Source organism: Nitritalea sp., from assembly GCF_054166705.1.
On sequence record NZ_JBSZCV010000018.1, the window covers coordinates 35,269 to 54,078 of the forward strand.

The following is an 18,810-nucleotide window of genomic DNA, read 5'->3' on the forward strand; positions in this document are numbered from 1 at the left end:
TGCAGCTGAGCAGCTGCTACTTGTGCGCTCCCTTCAGCCCGGAAGACAAGCGCAGAGCACTCCTTGCTAAGAATCCTGCAGCACGGGCAAGCCTTTAGAAGCCTGACTTCGAAAACGCTCTCCCTCAGCTATGATGAGGAAGCCCTCCACATCCGGGTCCGCCTCGATCAGCGCCAGCGCCCGCTCCGGGCCAGCCACCATACAGATAGTGGCTAAAATATCTGCCTTTAAGGCGTCCGAACAGATGATCGTGGCACTCAGCAGGGCATGCTCCACCGGATAGCCCGTCTGCGGATCGATCACATGCACGCGGCGATTGCCCTGCTCATCGATGTAAAACTTGCGGTAGTTGCCACTCGTACTGATGGCCTTATTGTCCAAGGTGACGATCTCCACCAGCTCACTCTCCTCTCGAGACACTCCGTCTTTAGGCCCCTCTATTCCGATCCGCCACACCTTCCCATCCGGATTCACCCCGCGGCAGCGCATCTCTCCACCAATCTCTATCTTGTAGGACTCCACACCCTTGGATTCTACGATCGCTACTAACTTTTCGATGGCATAGCCTTCCCCCATGGCACTGAAATCCAGTTGGACACCCGGCCTATCGGCCAAAAGACTATCTCCCGAAACACGTACCAGACCGAGATCCACGAACTGCAAAAGGCTATCCACCCGCTCCGGACTCATGCGCGCCCGCTCCGAGAAGCCAAAGCCCCAGCCATTAATCAGCGGCATCAGCGTAGGCTCATACAGCCCGGCATACTGTTCCCGGTACTGCCGTGAAATGGCCAGCATCTCCGGGAGATAGGGCTCCTGAAGCACGGCATACCCGTTTTGGTTAAAAAAAGAAATCTCCGAATTCGGAATATACGTATTGGCGGCAGCATTATAGCCAGCAAAAAAAGCCGCTATCTCTGCCTCCACCTCTACCTTTCGATCTAAAACAAACTCATAATAGGTTCCTAAAGCCTCACCCCGCAAGGTCATGTAACTGGAGCTGGCAGCAGCTGTCGCCGGTGCCTCCGCCTGAAACTGCCGCAGTCCTAGCACGAGAACTAAAACTCCTAAGAGTACCCCCACCACTATCGCTTCTCCTTTTTTCATGTCTCTATTCTCTTTTTTTCGCAGCCCGCTGCCGGGCCTCTATGTGCTGCATTTTGTATTTCATGGAATCAAAGCATAACGTCGGGCCGCTTCCTCTCGGCTGTACGCATTAAAGTGCCACCATTCCGATCCGATCGCGCTAAAGCCGCCGGCACGCATCACCTCCCGCAGCAGGCGGCGATTGGCTACCTGCTCCGCGCTCAACTTCCCCGCTGCCAGCATCTCCTCCTCTCGATCGGGGTAGGCCTCATAACCGAAATAATCGAAGGGCGTGCCCATATCTAAAGCCTCTCCGCTCTCTCGATCCGCTAAGGTCAGGTCCACCGCCGCCCCGAAATTATGCAGGCCACCCTTTTTCGGGTCCGCCACATAGAGGGGCTTGATGCTATCCGGCTTATCTAAAGCATCCCAAAGCACCTGCTGCACCGACTGAGGCCGCACCCCATCGAATACCAAAAAGGTTAAATCCGGGCGCCGTTCCAGCAGAGCCGCATAACTTCTTTCCAGCTTGGCCATCACCTCCGGCTGCAAATAACAGTGCTGCAGCTCCCCATAGACATTCTGACCGAAAAAATTGTCTGTTGATGCGTATTTTAAATCCACGAACACCCCCGGAAGGACATCCTCCACTGCCAGAAGACCCGCAGCCTCCAGCTCCTGCTCGATGGCGGCACGTGGGGCTGCACGGAGAACCGCCTCCACCCTTTGGCCTTCGGCCAAAACCACTTCCTCCGCTGCATCCTCCCCTTCTCTCGGCCCTGGGGCACAGGAAAAACAGATCCCCAGACCGATCAGGGCCAAGGCGAAAACCCCTAACCTCAACGAAAAAAAACCATAAAAACGCACGATCATCCACATAAGCTTGGTATAGGTTATAGGTTAAAATGGAGGAGGAACACTTTTTTTCACGATGCCGGCACTTGCCTGGGCAGTAGGTAAAATCGTAATATCTGCCAGCACCACATGCGCAGGGCGACTCACGACAAAAGCGATGGTGTCTGCCACATCCTCTGCCCGTAGCGGTTGATAACCGCTGTAGACCGCCTCACTTCGGGCCGCATCCCCTTTAAAACGTACCTGAGAAAACTCCGTCTCGACTAAGCCGGGGTGAATGCCCACCACTCGAATATTATAAGGATTTAGGTCCATGCGCATGCCCTGCGTCAGCGCATCCACAGCATGCTTGGAAGCACAGTACACGTTTCCATTCGGGTAGACCTCTTTTCCAGCGATAGAGCCGATGTTAATGACCATGCCCTGCTCGCGCTCCACCATGCCAGGAAGCACCACTTTGCTGACATAGAGCAGCCCTTTCACGTTGCCATCTAACATGGCGTCCCAGTCCTCGACCGCACCGCGGTGAATCGGATCCAGTCCATGCGCATTTCCGGCATTGTTTATCAGCAGCTGCACCTTTTGCCACTCTGCTGGCAGCTCCTGCCAGGCCGCCTCCACTTGTGCCCGCTCGCGCACGTCGAAAGTCAGAATTTGGTAAGGAGTCTCCTTCGGCAGTTCTGCACAGAGAGTCTCCAGCCGTTCGCGTCGGCGCCCACAGACGATGAGGGCATAGCCCATGTCAGCCAGCACCTTAGCGGTGGCGGCACCGATGCCAGAACTTGCGCCCGTGACCAGGGCGATGGGATGCGTTACCATAGCGTAAAACGAAGGAGCCTTTGGCCCGCGGGCCAAAGACTAGGTGAATACTTAATAACTTTCTTTTTCATTCGGAAAATCTTCCGCCTTCACATCGTGGATATAGGCCTTTACGGCATCGGTCATCGTCTGCTGTAGGTCTGCATACTGCCGCAAAAAGCGTGGCCGAAACTCCTGCGTGATGCCAAACATGTCGTGGGCCACCAGCACCTGCCCATCGACTGCACCGCCCGCGCCGATACCGATCACTGGGATCTGCACCGCCTGCGCTACTTTGGCCGCCAGCGCCGCCGGGATCTTTTCCAGCACCAAGGCAAAACAGCCACAGGCCTCCAGCATGCGCGCATCGGCTAACAGCTTTTCGGCCTCCTCCTCCTCACGCGCCCGCACCGTGTATGTGCCAAACTTGTAAATCGACTGTGGTGTGAGGCCCAGATGCCCCATGACGGGGACGCCTGCGCTTAAGATCCTTAGGACGGATTCTTTTATCTCCGCACCACCTTCCACCTTTACTGCATGCGCCCCCGACTCCTTCATGATACGGATAGCAGAACGGAGCGCCTCGGAGCTATTTCCCTGGTAAGAACCGAAAGGGATGTCCACCACGATAAAGGCCCGCTTCACCGCGCGGACTACCGAGGAGGCATGATAAATCATCTGGTCGAGTGTGATCGGCAAGGTGGTTTCGTGACCCGCCATCACATTAGAGGCGGAATCCCCCACCAGGATAATGTCGATACCTGCCGCATCCACGATCTTCGCCATGGAATAATCGTAAGAAGTGAGCATGGAAATCTTTTCCCCCCTGCTTTTCATTTCCTGCAGGGTATGCGTGGTAATGCGCTTGATGGCGCTAGATGGATGAACAGACATGGTTTAGTGTAAATATACAGCGTAGTCGGGACCCTTTAGGTCCACATGAATATGTTCGTTAAGTGTGGTAGCGAGCGCCAGCCCCGTATAATCCGGACTCACCGGATAGCAGCGATGCCGCCTGTTGACCAGCACCGCCAGCTCTAACTTTTTTAGTGGCACACCTAGAAAGGGCTTCATCGCGAAGGCGAGCGTCCTACCCGTATTCAGCACATCGTCTACCAAAATGCAGACCGAGTCTGCAGCCACTGAAAAAGAAGAAATGCTGATGTCCCCCTGCGTGCGGGCGGCCTTGTCCAGGCGTACTTCGGAGACCTCTACCTCTAGGCTAAAATGCTGGCGCAACTCCTCAGCGAGCAGGTTCGCCAGGCGAAAACCCATGCCACTGATGCCTGCAAGCAGGAGCTGCTGCTCTTCGATGTTACGCTCGTAGATTTCATACGCCATGCGGCGAATTTTTTGTTCGATTTGCCTGTGTGTAAGCACTAGGGTTTGGTGCACGTGCATGTTGTCGTATTTAGATGTGAAAATTACATCATGAAAGGCGCTAATCAAAGTAAAAAGGCAGAAAAGCCAGTCCTTCCTACGCTTCGTGGGCTTCCTTTGGCCTACGGCCAAAACCAACTAGCGATGCGTATCTTCCTCATGCAGCAAATTCACATAATTTTCATAGCGATAGGGATGAATGTAGCCCTCCTCCACCCGCTGGATGATGGCACAGCCCGGCTCGGACACATGCCGGCAGTTATGGTACTTACACTCCCCTAAATACTGGCGCATTTCCACGAAGTAATGCGATAGCTCCTGCTCCTCGATGTCCAGCACGCCGAATTCCTTTATCCCGGGCGTGTCGATCAGAAAAGCCTCCAAGCCCGCTACCGCAAACATCTCCGCGAAGGTCGTCGTATGCACCCCTTTGGCCGAGTAGGCCGAAATATCCTTCGTCGTCTGCCGTGCGCCGGGGACGAGCTGGTTCAGCAGGGTGGACTTGCCCACGCCCGAATGGCCCGAAAGCAGAGTGGTCTTCCCGCGCAGCAGGGGGCCGAAACCTTCCAGCAGGTCGGTGTCCTGCAGGGCAGAAAGCTCCAGCACGGGATAGCCCAGTGGCTCGTAAATTTCATGCAGGTCCTGCAGCAGCTCTTCCCCTGCCTCCGTTAGGGGTAAGTCGGCCTTGTTCACTAAAATCGTGGTAGGAATCCGAAAGCTCTCCGTGCTCACCAGAAAACGGTCGATAAATCCGAGCGAGGTTCGGGGCTGCTGAATGGTCACCATTAAAAAGGCCTGGTCGATATTCGAGGCGATGATGTGCGCATGATGGGCCTTGCGCGTGCTCTTCCGGATCACATAATTTTCCCGCGGGGCGATCTCCTGTATCGTGTAGGTCTCCTGCTGGGATTCGGCCTGCAGGGTCACCTGGTCGCCTACCGCTACGGGGTTGGTCAACTTCAGTCCCTGCTGCTTGAACTTGCCGCGGAGGCGCGCACGCACGGGCCCACTTTCGGTGAGGACCTCATACCAGCTGCCTGTAGATTTTATCACTCTTCCTGTCTTCATATCTCCTGCTTTAAGATGTCCATGATGGCCTGGCTACTCCCCTGCTGTCGCTGTAAAAAGGCCGCGGCATTGTTTTTGGCTTGCGCCAATAGCTCCGCATCGCGGTAGCGTCCGAGCGCTTGCCGGCATGCTTCGGGATCGCGGACTTCCTGCACCAGTCCCGCCTCCTGGGCGATGGCCGACTCGGGAAATTTAGCGCCCCGCTTCAGCCGGGCATGCACCACGGGCACCCGAAAACCGATGGGCTCTAAAATGTTATGCAGCCCGTCGCCAGAAGCTCCTCCGACATAAGCCACCGTGGCATACTGGTAGAGCTGGGCTAGCATGCCCACATTATCGATTAATAAAACGTCACAGGGGCCTGACCCTTTCGAATACCGCCTGGCGGGCCGCTCGGTTTCGATGAGCCAGCGCTCCATCTGCTCCTCCTGAAAGGCATGGGGCGCGATGAGGATGAAAAAATCCTTTGCCTCCCGAATGAAAGGAAGCAGCAGCTGCATATCCTGTTCCCATACGGAACCCGCCACCAAAACAGCGCGTCCAGCGATACAGTCCTCGATCTCCGGAAATCGTTTCGGCTCAGCTGCTGTCTTCAGGACACGGTCGTAGCGCGTATCCCCTGTCCATGTCACAGCCAGAAGGGGGTAGTACCGCTGCAAGAGCTGGCTCGTCTCCTCGTTTTGGGTAAATACATGATCGAAAAGGGGAAGTATTCCTCGAAAAAATCCCCCCCAAGAGCGGAAGTAGGGCTGGTTCTCACGAAACACGGCTGCGATCAAGTAACAGCTGGCGCCACTGGCCTTGGCGGCCAAAAGGAAGTTAGGCCAAATATCATATTTCACACAGAAAAAGAGCTGGGGACGGAGGGTGTGCAGCAGCTTTCGAGCATGCGCAGGACGATCTAGTGGCAAGTAAAACAGGCAGTCCACATGCGCTTGTGGCTTGGCTGCTGCGGGACGATAGCCCGAGGGAGAAAAAAAGGAAACGGCGATACGAAGTGCCGGCCGCTCGGCTTTTAAGGCTGCTATGAGCGGCTTAGCCTGCTCATACTCTCCCAGTGAGGCCACATGGAACCAGGCAAGCTTTGCCTCTGGCGCTTCCGCCCGAAAGGCTGCCACCTGTTGAAAGGCTCTCTGTGCCCCCCCTTGCCGCTCCTGGAGCTTCGTTCCGGCTTTGGCCCAGCGGGCCAAAAGTACATCTGCCAGGTACATCAGAAAATCGTAGAGCCACTTCATCATACAAAAATAGAAAAAGCTGCCCAATGGACAGCTTTTTTTATGCTTATCGTAAAAGAAGCGCTTCTTACTTTTTAGCGAGGTAAGCAGACACACCCTCTTTGGTAGCTTGCATCGCCTCTTTTCCTTCTTCCCATCCGGCAGGACATACCTCACCGAACTTCTCCACATGATGCCAAGCATCTACCAGACGAATCATCTCATCGATGTTACGACCCAGCGGGAAGAAGTTGATCGTCTCATGTCTTACGATACCTTCCTTATCGATTAGAAAAGTACCTCTGTAAGCGATTGGCGTGCCTTCGAAAGCGAGGTTGCCTTCCTCATCCGCTACATACTCTCCGGCTAAAACACCGAAGTTCGAAGCGATGGTCTTGGCCACATCTGCTACGAGTGGGTAGGTAACGCCAGCAATCCCCCCCTGGTCACGAGGCGTGTTTAGCCAAGCTAGGTGAGTCTCTTCTGTGTCTGTAGAAATACCTACTACAGCGACATTACGCTTCTCGAATTCTGCTAACTTGTCTTGGAAAGCGATGATTTCGGTAGGGCAAACGAAAGTGAAATCTTTCGGGTAGAAGAAGAAAACAACTTCTTGCTTACCGATGTACTGCTCTAAAGAAAACTGTTCTACGATCTCTTCTCCGTTTAGTACGGCAGGAGCCTTAAATAAAGGGGCTTTTTTTCCTACTAATGACATAATATGAATATTTAATTGGTGATACTGTTTTCAGATGATGGTACAAAGTTAAGGTTTATAAATCAAATCTCAATACCCATAGAAATTAATCATGAGCTATAGATTTCGCCTATCAGCAAAAGATTCTTTTTAAAACTTAACTTATCACCTAACGCAAAAAAGGAATATTTGGTTTTCCTTTACATGCACGTTTAGGCTAACAGCGGCCTTATTAAAAAAATTCCCTACATTCGTTTTAGGGAAACTTCTACAATCAACAGCAGAAACCATGACGAAAATACTCTTTGTCTGTCTCGGAAATATCTGTCGCTCCCCACTAGCGGAAGGGGTACTGCGCCATAAAGTGGCGGCCGCAGGTTTACAGGATAGCATCGAAGTGGACAGCTGCGGCACCTCCAACTACCATATCGGGGACCTGCCAGATCCACGAACTCGTAACAATGCCGCCAGCCACGGGGTTATCTTAACACATCGGGCGCGGCAGCTGCAGCCTTCGGACGCGGACACCTTCGACTACATCCTGGCGATGGACGAGAAAAACCTCTCCAATATCGAGGCACTTTTCCGCCAGCATGGCAAAACCCCGAAGCATCTCGGCCTCTTGCGTGCCTTCGAAGAGCCTCCTACTCAGGCCGCAGTTCCAGACCCCTACTACGGCAGTGCCGAAGATTTCGAAGCGGTTTACCAACTCGTAGATCGGGCGACGGAGGGGCTGCTCCGCCATTTACGGAAATAGATTATGTGGGATTCATTTGATCAGGAAGCATTTTTTCAGCGGGTACTGCTGGAGAGTTTTGGTAAAAACGAAAAAATTCTCCAGCAGCGCCTCGTTGCGGCAGGGACTTTAAACCAAGGGGTTTTCTTAGAGACAGCCTCAGGGACCTATTTTCTCAAGTTAAACCACAGCGATAATCCGCGCCTGCTTGTAGAAGAAGCCGCCAGCCTGCAGTTGCTCGCCACACATTCCCCGCTCGAAGTACCCACTGTGCATCAGGTAGGGCAGGTAGAAGATCAGCATTATTTGTTGATGGAGTTCATCCACGAAGGCTACCCGCAGCCCGATTACTGGACAAAGCTCGGTGAAGGATTAGCCGCTTTGCACATGGCTACCCGCTCTACATTCGGTTTAGACAGGGATAACTTCATCGCGACCTTAGCGCAGCCGAACAGGGCCACGCAGAGCTGGAGCCAGTTTTTTATTGAGCAGCGCTTAGAGCCCTTGGCGGGCAAAGCCTTTTTCGATGGCCTTATCAATGCTTCGTTTTTAGACCGCTTTCGTAAGCTATACCCTTTGTTGGAATCCCTATTTCCAAAGGAGCGGCCGGCACTCTTGCATGGCGATCTGTGGTCTGGAAATGTCATGAAAAGTGCTGCGGGCGCCCCGGTGTTAATTGATCCAGCCACCTACTATGGACATCGCGAGATGGATTTGGCTTTCAGCCAATTATTTGGCGGCTTCGAGCCTCGCTTTTATGAGGCCTATAAAGCCGTCTTTCCCTTAGAGCCCGATTTCGAGGAGCGTGTTCCGCTGTACAACTTATACCCTTTACTGGTTCATTTGCATTTGTTTGGGAGCAGTTACTTGAGTGGCATTGAGCGGACGCTCAATCGCTACGTCTGAGCTATGCCAATACAGGAAAGGCGCGCAGGCTCTAAATTGTACTTTTTCAATAACCCCTCCTTTTTCGGCCTGTAAAGCAAAATTATCGGTTCTTAAAAAAATTTACAAAAGTGGCTTCTTTGAGCATAGAATTTAGCACAAAACAAATTTTTCGCAATCGATTGAATGAAAAAATAGGCCTGATTTAGTGGTGAAAGGGCGAAAAACACCTGCTGAGAGAAAAATGTTCAGAAAAGTTTTTTCGTCGCCTTTTTTTGCTGTAATTTCAACTATCCGCAACATTAAAATTGTATTTTTCTACTATGAAGATCAAAGCCTACACGCCAGACACTTCCCATCTTGCCTATTCTGTGGGAGTTACTTTAGACCGTTTTATCAAGAGCAAGCAGGATGATTTTCCGTATGCGTCCGGGGAGCTTTCCCAACTTTTACGGGACATTGCCTTAGCGGCCAAGATTGTGAACCGCGAGACGAACCGGGCCGGTCTCAGTAATATCGCGGGAGCGATTGGAAACACGAATGTGCAAGGCGAGGAGCAGCAGAAGCTGGACGTTATCGCGAATGTACGTTTCACGCGAGCCTTAACGAAAGGGGGTGAAGTTTGCGCGATTGTTTCCGAGGAAGACGATGAGATTATCGACCTACAAAACAGTTCCGGCAAGTATGTGGTCGCTATCGACCCACTAGATGGCTCTTCGAACATCGATGTCAATATATCTATCGGGACGATTTTTTCGATCTACAGAAGGATTACGCCGACGGGCAGTCCCATACAGATCGAGGATGTCATGCAGCCGGGCAGCCAGCAGGTGGCGGCAGGCTATGTGCTATATGGTTCTTCCACCATGTTAGTCTATACGACGGGTCATGGCGTAAACGGATTCACGTACGAGGCCTCTTTAGGAGAGTTTTTTCTTAGCCACCCCAACATGTGTGCCCCGAAGGACGGAAATGTGTATAGCGTAAATGAAGGCACCTATTACGACTGGGAAGAAGGCGTTCGTCGCTATGTGGATACGTGTAAGGAGCGTCGTTACAGCGGTCGGTATATAGGTAGTTTAGTGGCCGACTTTCACAGAAATTTATTAAAAGGAGGCATTTATATTTACCCCAGCACAGCGAAAAACCCGAAGGGAAAATTACGCCTTTTATATGAAGCGAATGCACTTGCCTTTATCGCAGAGCAGGCTGGCGCCAAAGCTACCAATGGGATGATGCGTATTATGGACATTATGCCGAGTAGCTTGCACGAGCGGACGCCCCTGTATATCGGCTCGGAAAAAATGGTTGCTGAGGCAGAATCTTTCTTGCAAGAGGTGACGGTGAAATTACAGTAGCAGTTGGGAAGAGCTCCTCTAAAGGAGGGAGCGACAAGTTTCATGATTAACAGTTCGACGTTTTTTCCATAGAGAAGGTGAGTGCCGCAGGTGCTCACCTTCCTTTTTAAATACAAAGCAAATTTGAAGGAGTTCAACACCTGCAGTCAATCTCCCTCATCAAAATAGAATAACAGGCGATTAATACATTACAAGCAGAAAAAATATCTTGACCCAGTTTAATCGTGATATCTTTTTTAGAGTGAACTTGAAAAAACAAATTAAGCACCTTTGGAATTTAAATTATTCAATAAAAAACCCTCTGCTGTACTCAGACAGCCAGGACAGCCAGCATTTGGGATAAAGACATAAATTGAATTAGCATCATATTCGATATCTAGTTTTTGAACATAAGCCATCCATTTTTCTATTTCATCCTCCTTTTTATCACATGAAGTTAAGCTCAAAAATATCATAAATAAGCAAGTCTTCATTTTCAAATTGAATTTTTTCAATGTAAATTTTTCCATCGTGAAAGAACAAGGAACTTAAATTATAATTTTCATCAATATTTACCTCACCAATAAAGTTAAAATCATTAGAGATTACCTGAATTTTAGATGGGCCGAAGCTAATTTTAAATATGTCTCCTGAAAATAAGATATCTTCCTGAATGGGTAGATCTACAAATCTCAAATAAACTCCTTTATCACTAAAATATTTAATACCAGCATAACTACTTTGCGATTTAACATGCTGAATCTCTTCCATCAATTGAACCGATATTTTCGATTTATCTTTTGAAAGTGGACTTACTATCAATTCCGGAGCACCTTTTATTTTTTCTGCCTTTATAGTACCTGACAGAATATCATAAATATAAATTTTATTATCTATAGGATAACATATAATTAGTTCGTTTTTTGATGGATTTACATCATGATAGATCTGAAAATATTGAACTCCCCAGATCCCATTTGTATACATATCCGGATACTTAATGTCGGTAAAGACTGAATCCTTCAAAACATGTAAGAAGAAAAACGAATCTTTGTGAAATGCAGCGTTCTTATGGTATTCCTTTTCAGAGCCCCATCCATTAAAAATCAAGATGTTATCTAAAAGTTGCATCTTATTTAACGACCCAGGCATAGGCTTTACCTCCAGTTGATCATGATGTACACGATAAGACTTTTTTAACTCATTTGTATGATCCGTAAATGTCAATTTACCTGAATTATAAGCATAAACAAAGATTGAATCCAAATTTATGAAGGTATAACCCACTATTCCCCCAAAATTATTAGGACCATTTTTCGGAAACTTGATCTTCTCTGTTAGCGCTTCTGAAACCAAATCATAAAAGTAGATGGAGTTATTTTTTTTATTTAGGAAAGATAAATGAGGCACACCATCTATCAAAACAAAATCAGTATACGTATTCCTACCGGTACTTTCGTCATCTAAAGGTAAGTTTAGCTGCCCGATCTTCTTCAAAACAAAAGTGTTAGAAGAAGTTTTATGATCGACTTTACAGGAGTAAAGACAAAATAAAATAATGAAAAAAACAAAGAATTTTTTTGAGCTTTTTTTGTTTCATAGGTTGGAAATTTATCGGGGCCAAAAAGCCCCGATAGATTAAAATTCTAAACTGTCCGGAATTTCAGAATCATCACCACCCCCAGAATTGGTAAAGCAATGGTTATCCTCTGATCTTTCTAGACAGGTAAATTCACCATCCACCATAAAACATCTGCCATCTGTCCCTGTTTTCGTGGTTAATGTGCAATCTGCTGTGGTTTCAAAGGAAACAAAAAAGAAACCGACACAAAGTAATGCCACATACGTAATGGATTTTACATAGCCCATAAGGTTATCGTTTAAGTTAGGACTACTTTGCAATGCGCGAGGCTAGTCTTAGTTTTCCCCAAAAAAATCAATTCGGACACACTTATTAACTCTTCTTCTCAAACATACTCCTTTTTTTTTCTTTTGCAAGTAAAACGTATTTTTCATCTTATAAAAATACGGGTATCCCTTCCACGAACTACCTATTGACTTTAGAATGATCCAGGGTTCTTGAACCATTTAGAGGGTGGATTTAAGGGTTCGGTTTGTACCACTTTGAGAGAATGAGTCTCACATGCCATATCTTTTTCGGAGAACTGCATTTAATGTAGCTAGTGCTTCTGGACCGCCACTTGTGCAAAAAAAAACCTCCCGAGTGGGAGGTCATAAAAAACTTTTGGCCGTAAGGCCTCTGCATGTTTACTTAGAAGGCTCTTCTTGATCCGAAGCGGTAGTGTCTACAGGATCTTCTGCGGGCTCCTCAGGCTTCGTTAACAGTTCAGGAGCGAATTCTCGTAAAATTTTATACCAAGCAATTAGCTTTTTGATATCTGAAACGTATACTTTCTCCTCATCGAAATCTGGCAGCACATGCTTTAAAAAGGCACGGTATTCATCCTGATCCGCAGCGTTATCTAGGCCGAGATCACCTGCAAATTCAGCTTCTATCGTCTGCAGCACCTCTTCTAAAGGAGCTGACCCCTCTTCTGTCAAGGTATAAATCGAGATTTCGCTCAAGATGGATACACGTTGATTGGCTCCTACGACCAATTTACTTTTCTTCGCGTCGAAAGCTTCTAAAATCACCCCGCTGCGCGTGGGCTTCAGTACTTTGTATAAACCAGGTTTGCCTGATACGGTGGCTATTTCATTAAATTTCATCTTCTCAAGTTATTTTCGAATGGAACATGATAGGGACTGCAAAGGTACATGTTCGCCGCATTTCCACAAGTTTTTAATTGCCTTCTTCAGCATCGTCATCTCCGTCTCCCTCTTCCTGCTCTTCGAACTCACCGCGCACGATAGACTGAATAAAGCCGATGATCTCTTCCCTTCCTTTGCCGCTTTCGGCAGAGGAAATAAAATACAAAGGCGCTTCTTCAAAAATCTCCGTGACTGCTTTTAAAAACGCATTTACCTGTCCCATAGTTTTACTGTGCGACTGCTTATCCGCCTTCGTAAAAATCAGCACAATCGGTACCTCATTTTCGCCACACCAGGTGATAAACTGTAAATCAATCTGTTGAGGCTCTAGTCGACTATCGATCAGCACAAAAACAGCCTCCAAATTGGTCCGATTCGTCAGGTATCCTTTGATCATCTTGTCCCAATTTTCCTTCAGCGACTTGCTCACTTTGGCGAAGCCATAACCGGGTAAATCTACCATGTACCAGCTCGTATCCACCTCAAAATGATTAATGAGCTGGGTCTTCCCCGGTCGCCCGGAAGTTTTCGCTAGGCCCTTGTGTGCTGTCAGCATATTGATAAGCGAGCTCTTGCCCACATTCGAACGACCGATAAAGGCGAACTCCGGCTTGTTCGGCTCGGGGCATTTCGCGTAGTCGGTATTGCTGACTAAAAAACGTGCTTGCTTAATCATACGGAATCGATGTTTAAACACAAAGGTAGGGCTTTTTCCACAGGATGGCGGAGAATATTGGCCAACATTTTTCCTGGGCTCAGGTTATTGTAGTATTATTGCACTTTAATTCATTAGCGATCATGTCAGTAGTACCGTATAAGGATAAAAACGAGGGGAAAAAGCAGCAGGTAGCGGAGATGTTTAACAACATCAGTCCCAAATACGATTTCTTAAATCACCTGCTCAGCTTAGGAATAGATATTCAGTGGAGAAAAAAAGCGGTGAAGCTACTGAAAAAAGATCAACCTAAATTGATCTTAGATATCGCCACCGGCACGGGAGATTTCGCCATCGAGGCACTCGCCCTAAAGCCCGAAAAGATCATCGGCGTGGACATTTCAGAAGGGATGCTCGCCGAGGGTAAAAAGAAAATGAAAAAGAAAAAGCTCGAGCACATTATCGACCTGCAGCTCGGAGACTCCGAGAAGCTGTTATTCGAAGATAATAAATTCGATGCTGTCATCGTTTCCTTCGGAGTAAGGAATTTCGAAAACTTGGAAAAAGGCCTATCGGATATGTACCGGGTGCTGAAGCCTGGCGGCAAAACCGTCATCGTAGAATTTTCCAAGCCTCGTGCTTTCCCGATGAAACAGTTGTATAACTTTTACTTTACCTATATCTTGCCACAAATCGGAAAGGTCGTCTCTAAAGACACCTCCGCTTACACCTACTTACCCGAGTCTGTACAGGTGTTTCCGGATGGAAAGGATTTCCTCTCTGTATTAGAAAAGGTAGGTTTTAAACAGACAGTATGCAAGCCACTCACTTTCGGCATCAGCTCGATTTACGTCGGTGTAAAATAATACTTCTTGGCGCCCTTTTTTTGGCGCTAAGTTTTCAGGCTTTCAGCCAAGCACGCTTCAATCCCATCAATAGCTCGGGGCAAGACGATAAATTGGTCAGCTATGGCTTCTTCCTTTCTGGTCATCGCTCTAGTTTCCGGGTACGGTACAGCGATGCCTTTATGATGACGCCGAACCCAGCCCAGCCGATCACCACGGGTACTAACACTCCTGCACAAACGGTGAATGAACCGGCTAGAGCACAGCTTCACAGCCTTGTCCCTTTGCAGACTGTTGGATTTTCCCTTGGCTTCTTGGGTATTCTTCGGTTAGATGATCAAGTCAACCTGCTCTTTACCCCCGCAGTGGGTTTCTATGAGCATGAGTTGATGCGCTACACTTTTACCGACAACCCTATAGGCGGCGCAGAAACGCTGCCGCTGACGCAAACACCCGTGAGTTTCGATGCGACCATGGTGGAGCTTCCCCTTCTCCTAAAATACAAGTCACAGCGCTTTAACAATACGCGCATGTATTTTATCGGCGGACTGAATTATATGTTCCGCACCAAGTCACAGGATGAAGCCAACTTAGAGGACCTTGTGCTCTCCGGTCAAGACCTCTCCCTAGAACTCGGCATGGGCTTCGATATTTATTTCCGCTTTTTCAAGTGGTCTCCTGAAATTCGCTTCTCCCATGGGCTCCTCGATGTGTATCAGGCAGGAGCAGACCTTAACAATACCAACTATGGCGATGCCATACAGAGCGTACGAAGACGAAACATCCGACTCATTTTTAATTTCCAATAAGCAAACAGTCCCCAATAGTACTCCCGGCGCTACTGCACAATTAGCTTTTTTACGCTTTTACCTCCCGCATGCTGAAGCACGATGAGATACATGCCTGCGGCCAATGGAGGTAAGGACCAGGTCACTGTTTGCCCTGCCTGAATAGAAACCCCTTCCGCGAGCACGGCCCCCTGTAGCGCCACCAGCTGTAGCTCACCACTGTGGCTGCTTTGGAGCTTCAGCTCCTGCCCCTGCCGTAAAGCGAGCGGGTTCGGGAAGAGTCGTAGCTGCGGACGCTCCGGACGTAAAGGAACGTTCGGCACCCCACTTAGCGAAAACGTCAGCAGTCCTCCGCCTGTGGTCCCGACAAAAAGGCGCCACTTATCTTCCTCTAAGGCGTAAGCTTGTAAAAAAGAATTGCGCGCCAGCCGCGTACGAGGCTCCTTACGAGCAGCAGCAAGCAGCTCTAGTGGGATCTGCTCCCGCTGTCCAGTCCCCTCCATAAAAGCGGGATAGAAAAAAAGAGCCCCGCGCTGATCCGATGTGAGCAAATGAGGCCTTTCTCCCGGCAGCACGTGCACATTCAGATTCCGTGCTGCCGGATTATCGCGAATGCCTAAAAACTCATTTTCCACAAGCTCCAGCTGGGGGCCTCCTGCCGTTTCCTGTAGGCGCATCAGGATCAGCTCCCCATTTTGGCGGGCTAACAGCAGGTGAACTTCCTCTTCGTAGAGAAAAAACTCATAATGGTCCAGTGGCTGCGAGAATCCCCCGGGCGCAGGAACGATAAGCTCTTCCAATTCCGAAAAACGAGCATCCGAGGCGATGAAAAGACGCTTTTCCAGCGCGAAGCCCACCGTATCAGTGCCGGCTAAAAAGAAGCGCTCCCCTCCCTCTGGAAGCGCTAGGCGCTGTAGCTGTAGATCGGTAAACTGTAAGGCGGCCAGGCCGAAGGCATCCTCTTCCAGCAACTCCCAGCTCCCATCTTCCCGCTGCCGGACGCGGATCGCCTGACCGACTACGCGATTCCCTAGCAGGGTGTTGGCAGTCAGCAGGCCTTCCTCTCCAGGCAGCTTGGGCAGCCAAGCGGGGCGTAAATTCTCCCCAAAATCCAGTTGCTCCGACTGCAGGAAAGGCACCGTCAAGCCACCTCCGTCGGCCAGTAGGCGAAACGTGTTTTGACGATAATCTGCCCGAAAGATGCCGGCCAGGTCATTTGCGTTCGAGCTTATGAGCAGATCCCCTCGGAACAGCTGTGCCGCATGAAAGATCGGAAATTCGGGCAGCGGCCCGAAGCCTGGCAGCTCATGGCTAAAAGAGCGAAAGTCAGGATCCGCCTGCGTGCCGGCATTCGGCAAAAAGTACAAACGGCTGCAAGCATCCTGTCCGATGAGAAGGTCTGCCTGACCATCTCCATTAAAATCGGCATACAGGAGGGAATGCCCGCCGGCGTGCTCTATGCGAGCGCCTTCGGCATCTTCTTGCCCCGGTCTCCTTTCCGCTTCCCCTTCGCGACGCACCTGCTCCAGCGCCTCGGGAAGCTGCATGCGGGCGATAGGCAGCCCATTACAGGTTTCCCCGAAGCTCAGCCGTGCACAGTCACAAAACTCAAAACGTCCCCAGCGGCGCACTGGAAAGGCAAAGGCATCGATACCCGGACTGCCTGTACGCTCCACGCTGGTATTCAAGTAGAGCTCTAAGAAATCGCCTGCCGCAAAATTAAAGGTGATGACATCCAGGTCTCCATCCCCATCAATATCCGCCAGCAAGGGGATGTCGAGATTATTTGCCTGCACGTTGGAGCCATTTTCGAGACGTAAGAAATTTTCTGCCAGCTCAAACTCCGGAAACGCCTGTCCCGCCGGCGTGATGTTTCGATAGGCGCGGATACCGAAAGGAGAGCTGGTAAAAACATCTTTACGACCGTCTCCATTATAATCGGCCAAGACGAGAAAGCCATTTATGGAGGCGGGAAAGTAGTAGGCATATTCCGGCATGAAACGAAAGCCCTCAGGCGTTTCCTTAAATACCTGTACCTGCCGACTGTTGATATCCCACAGCACCACTTCTTCATTCCCATCGGCATCGACATCCATAAACTGAAACTGGGCGGCATTAAACCCGCCGCTGAAGGCAGCGGGAAAGACCTGCCCACCCCGCACCCAGTCCGGACCTATTTCGGCACGAAGCAGGGGGTTTTGGGCGGCAGCCCCAAAGGAAAGCACCCAGCAAGCCATCAGGAGAAGGCTGCTTAGGCGGAGTAAAGAGTCGCTCATACGGCTAGTATAACGTAAGGAATTCGGATAACGCTATATTTTGTTATCTTTGGGCACCTAAAAATACGAAACTAGGATGGAAATCGCGCAGCTTTATGCTCACTATCTAAGTGCCGAAGGTGTCAGCACCGACACGCGGAGCCTGAAGGCCGGAGAACTGTTTTTTGCCCTGAAAGGGCCGAACTTCGATGGCAATACCCATGCTGCGGAGGCCCTGGAAAAGGGTGCTCGGGCTGTGGTAGTCGATGACCCCAAGCTGCCTGCGCTCGGAAAGGATCCCCGCTACCTCTGGGTGGAAGATGTGCTAAGCAGCCTGCAGGCCCTCGCGCGCCACCACCGGGAGCAGCTGTCCATTCCGGTCCTAGCCCTGACGGGGAGTAATGGCAAGACAACGACGAAGGAGCTCCTGCATGCAGCGCTGGCGCGTAAATTCCGTGTCGGGGCAACATTCGGTAATCTCAACAACCATATCGGGGTGCCGCTTACCCTGCTGCGCTTGCCGAGGGAGACGGAGCTGGCCATCATCGAGATGGGAGCCAATAAACAGGGAGACATTCAGGAGCTTTGTGCCATCGCCCTGCCCACGCATGGTCTCATCACGAATATCGGCAAGGCGCACCTCGAGGGCATGGGGGGCGCGGAAGGGGTCTTAAAGACGAAAACCGAGCTATTCCAGCATCTCCGCAGCACGGGAGGCATGGTGTTTTTAAATACTTTGGATCCGAAATTGGCACACATGGAAAAGCGCTTTCAGCGGGTATTCACCTATCCCCTTCCGGGGAATCACTTTGCTGCACAGCTGCTGGATGCCACGCCTTTCGTGCGCTTTACCGTGGATGGTTCCGAAAGGATCCACTCTACCCGCCTGCTGGGAGCCTATAATTTCGGGAACATCGCCGCAGCTCTGGCCGTGGCTGCATTTTTCGAGGTACCGGCGCAGGAGGCCATCGCCGCCGTCGCTACCTATACGCCTGAAAATATGCGCAGCCAGGTGCTCGAAAAGCGGACGAACACGATCCTTCTAGATGCCTATAATGCAAATCCCTCCAGTATGGAAGCTGCTATTTTGGCCTTCGGCCAAATGGAAAGCCCGAAGAAAAAAATGCTTATTCTAGGCGACATGTACGAGCTGGGCGCTGAAACCGAGGAGGAACACGCACGGCTGGGGGAGCTGGTGAGCCGCTTTCCCTTCGATGTGATCTGCTTCACCGGTCGCCATGTGCAGGCAGCGCTAGGCCGTGCGCCGATGCGTGCTTTGTATTTTCCCGACCCCTTCTCCTTCCGCAACTGGCTCGCCGATTCCGCGCTGGAGGAGCATTTGATCCTCATAAAAGGGAGCCGCGGGATGAAATTAGAGGGGTTGGTAGACTTTATTTGATGGGGGAAGTTATCCCTTAGAAAAGACACTTTCACGAAAA

At 50.1% G+C, this 18,810-nt stretch carries 20 protein-coding genes; 6 read left to right on the forward strand and 14 right to left on the reverse strand.

Features of this window, described 5'->3' with window-relative positions; genetic code table 11:
* Positions 1-66 precede the first annotated feature (66 nt).
* The 8 genes from ACXIT9_RS12975 to ACXIT9_RS13010 all read right to left on the reverse strand — a co-directional run bounded on the left by ACXIT9_RS12975 (position 67) and on the right by ACXIT9_RS13010 (position 7,119).
* Positions 67-1,107 carry an FAD:protein FMN transferase gene (locus ACXIT9_RS12975; protein ID WP_458056670.1) on the reverse strand — a complete coding sequence of 347 codons (1,041 nt, stop codon included), beginning with the start codon at positions 1,105-1,107 and terminating at the stop codon, positions 67-69.
* A 60-nt stretch (positions 1,108-1,167) separates the two neighbouring features.
* Entirely contained in the window at positions 1,168-1,965 is a 798-nt protein-coding gene (locus ACXIT9_RS12980; protein WP_458056671.1) for a M15 family metallopeptidase, read from the reverse strand.
* Between the two features lie 21 nt (positions 1,966-1,986).
* The gene (locus ACXIT9_RS12985) at positions 1,987-2,760 is read right to left on the reverse strand and encodes an SDR family NAD(P)-dependent oxidoreductase (protein WP_458056672.1); all 774 of its coding nucleotides are present in this window, start codon (positions 2,758-2,760) and stop codon (positions 1,987-1,989) included.
* A 51-nt stretch (positions 2,761-2,811) separates the two neighbouring features.
* Entirely contained in the window at positions 2,812-3,633 is an 822-nt protein-coding gene (gene panB / locus ACXIT9_RS12990) for a 3-methyl-2-oxobutanoate hydroxymethyltransferase (RefSeq protein ID WP_458056673.1), read from the reverse strand.
* 3 nt (positions 3,634-3,636) lie between these two features.
* Positions 3,637-4,140, reverse strand: coding sequence for a phosphoribosyltransferase family protein (locus ACXIT9_RS12995; RefSeq protein WP_458056674.1), 504 nt, complete (start codon positions 4,138-4,140; stop codon positions 3,637-3,639).
* A gap of 117 nt (positions 4,141-4,257) precedes the next feature.
* Entirely contained in the window at positions 4,258-5,187 is a 930-nt protein-coding gene (rsgA, locus tag ACXIT9_RS13000; protein WP_458056675.1) for a ribosome small subunit-dependent GTPase A, read from the reverse strand.
* Positions 5,184-6,425 (reverse strand): 3-deoxy-D-manno-octulosonic acid transferase, encoded by a 1,242-nt coding sequence (locus ACXIT9_RS13005; RefSeq protein ID WP_458056676.1) that lies wholly within the window; start codon positions 6,423-6,425, stop codon positions 5,184-5,186. Before ACXIT9_RS13005 ends, rsgA begins: the two co-directional genes overlap by 4 nt.
* 64 nt (positions 6,426-6,489) lie before the next feature.
* Positions 6,490-7,119: a redoxin domain-containing protein gene (locus ACXIT9_RS13010; RefSeq protein WP_458056677.1), complete on the reverse strand. Its 630-nt coding sequence runs from the start codon at positions 7,117-7,119 to the stop codon at positions 6,490-6,492.
* 268 nt (positions 7,120-7,387) lie between these two features.
* Between ACXIT9_RS13010 and ACXIT9_RS13015 the strand changes: the two genes are divergently transcribed.
* The 3 genes from ACXIT9_RS13015 to fbp all read left to right on the forward strand — a co-directional run bounded on the left by ACXIT9_RS13015 (position 7,388) and on the right by fbp (position 10,077).
* On the forward strand, positions 7,388-7,855 hold the full coding sequence (locus tag ACXIT9_RS13015) for a low molecular weight protein-tyrosine-phosphatase (RefSeq protein ID WP_458056678.1): 468 nt from the start codon (positions 7,388-7,390) through the stop codon (positions 7,853-7,855).
* A gap of 3 nt (positions 7,856-7,858) precedes the next feature.
* The gene (locus tag ACXIT9_RS13020) at positions 7,859-8,740 is read left to right on the forward strand and encodes a fructosamine kinase family protein (protein WP_458056679.1); all 882 of its coding nucleotides are present in this window, start codon (positions 7,859-7,861) and stop codon (positions 8,738-8,740) included.
* 302 nt (positions 8,741-9,042) lie between these two features.
* The gene (fbp, locus tag ACXIT9_RS13025; RefSeq protein WP_458056680.1) at positions 9,043-10,077 is read left to right on the forward strand and encodes a class 1 fructose-bisphosphatase; all 1,035 of its coding nucleotides are present in this window, start codon (positions 9,043-9,045) and stop codon (positions 10,075-10,077) included.
* A 260-nt stretch (positions 10,078-10,337) separates the two neighbouring features.
* Here fbp and ACXIT9_RS13030 read toward each other — a convergent pair whose 3' ends face one another.
* The 5 genes from ACXIT9_RS13030 to yihA form a co-directional block, all read right to left on the reverse strand.
* Entirely contained in the window at positions 10,338-10,532 is a 195-nt protein-coding gene (locus ACXIT9_RS13030; RefSeq protein ID WP_458056681.1) for a hypothetical protein, read from the reverse strand.
* A complete protein-coding gene (locus ACXIT9_RS13035) occupies positions 10,504-11,553 on the reverse strand; it encodes a DUF4221 family protein (RefSeq protein WP_458056682.1) in 1,050 nt (349 codons plus the stop codon). The genes ACXIT9_RS13030 and ACXIT9_RS13035 overlap by 29 nt, the downstream gene beginning before the upstream one ends.
* A gap of 141 nt (positions 11,554-11,694) precedes the next feature.
* On the reverse strand, positions 11,695-11,925 hold the full coding sequence (locus ACXIT9_RS13040; protein WP_458056683.1) for a hypothetical protein: 231 nt from the start codon (positions 11,923-11,925) through the stop codon (positions 11,695-11,697).
* Between the two features lie 399 nt (positions 11,926-12,324).
* Positions 12,325-12,786: a DUF5606 family protein gene (locus tag ACXIT9_RS13045; protein ID WP_458056684.1), complete on the reverse strand. Its 462-nt coding sequence runs from the start codon at positions 12,784-12,786 to the stop codon at positions 12,325-12,327.
* 73 nt (positions 12,787-12,859) lie between these two features.
* Complete coding sequence (gene yihA / locus ACXIT9_RS13050) at positions 12,860-13,504, reverse strand: ribosome biogenesis GTP-binding protein YihA/YsxC (RefSeq protein ID WP_458056685.1); 645 nt, start codon at positions 13,502-13,504, stop codon at positions 12,860-12,862.
* 122 nt (positions 13,505-13,626) lie between these two features.
* On the opposite strand from yihA, the gene ubiE reads away from it, so the two are divergent.
* Entirely contained in the window at positions 13,627-14,349 is a 723-nt protein-coding gene (gene ubiE, locus ACXIT9_RS13055; RefSeq protein ID WP_040670848.1) for a bifunctional demethylmenaquinone methyltransferase/2-methoxy-6-polyprenyl-1,4-benzoquinol methylase UbiE, read from the forward strand.
* Complete coding sequence (gene porT, locus ACXIT9_RS13060) at positions 14,298-15,137, forward strand: type IX secretion/gliding motility protein PorT/SprT (RefSeq protein ID WP_458056686.1); 840 nt, start codon at positions 14,298-14,300, stop codon at positions 15,135-15,137. The genes ubiE and porT overlap by 52 nt, the downstream gene beginning before the upstream one ends.
* A gap of 29 nt (positions 15,138-15,166) precedes the next feature.
* Here porT and ACXIT9_RS13065 read toward each other — a convergent pair whose 3' ends face one another.
* Entirely contained in the window at positions 15,167-17,392 is a 2,226-nt protein-coding gene (locus tag ACXIT9_RS13065; RefSeq protein WP_458056687.1) for a T9SS type A sorting domain-containing protein, read from the reverse strand.
* A gap of 76 nt (positions 17,393-17,468) precedes the next feature.
* On the opposite strand from ACXIT9_RS13065, the gene ACXIT9_RS13070 reads away from it, so the two are divergent.
* Positions 17,469-18,770, forward strand: coding sequence for a UDP-N-acetylmuramoyl-tripeptide--D-alanyl-D-alanine ligase (locus tag ACXIT9_RS13070; RefSeq protein WP_458056688.1), 1,302 nt, complete (start codon positions 17,469-17,471; stop codon positions 18,768-18,770).
* Positions 18,771-18,810 lie beyond the last annotated feature (40 nt).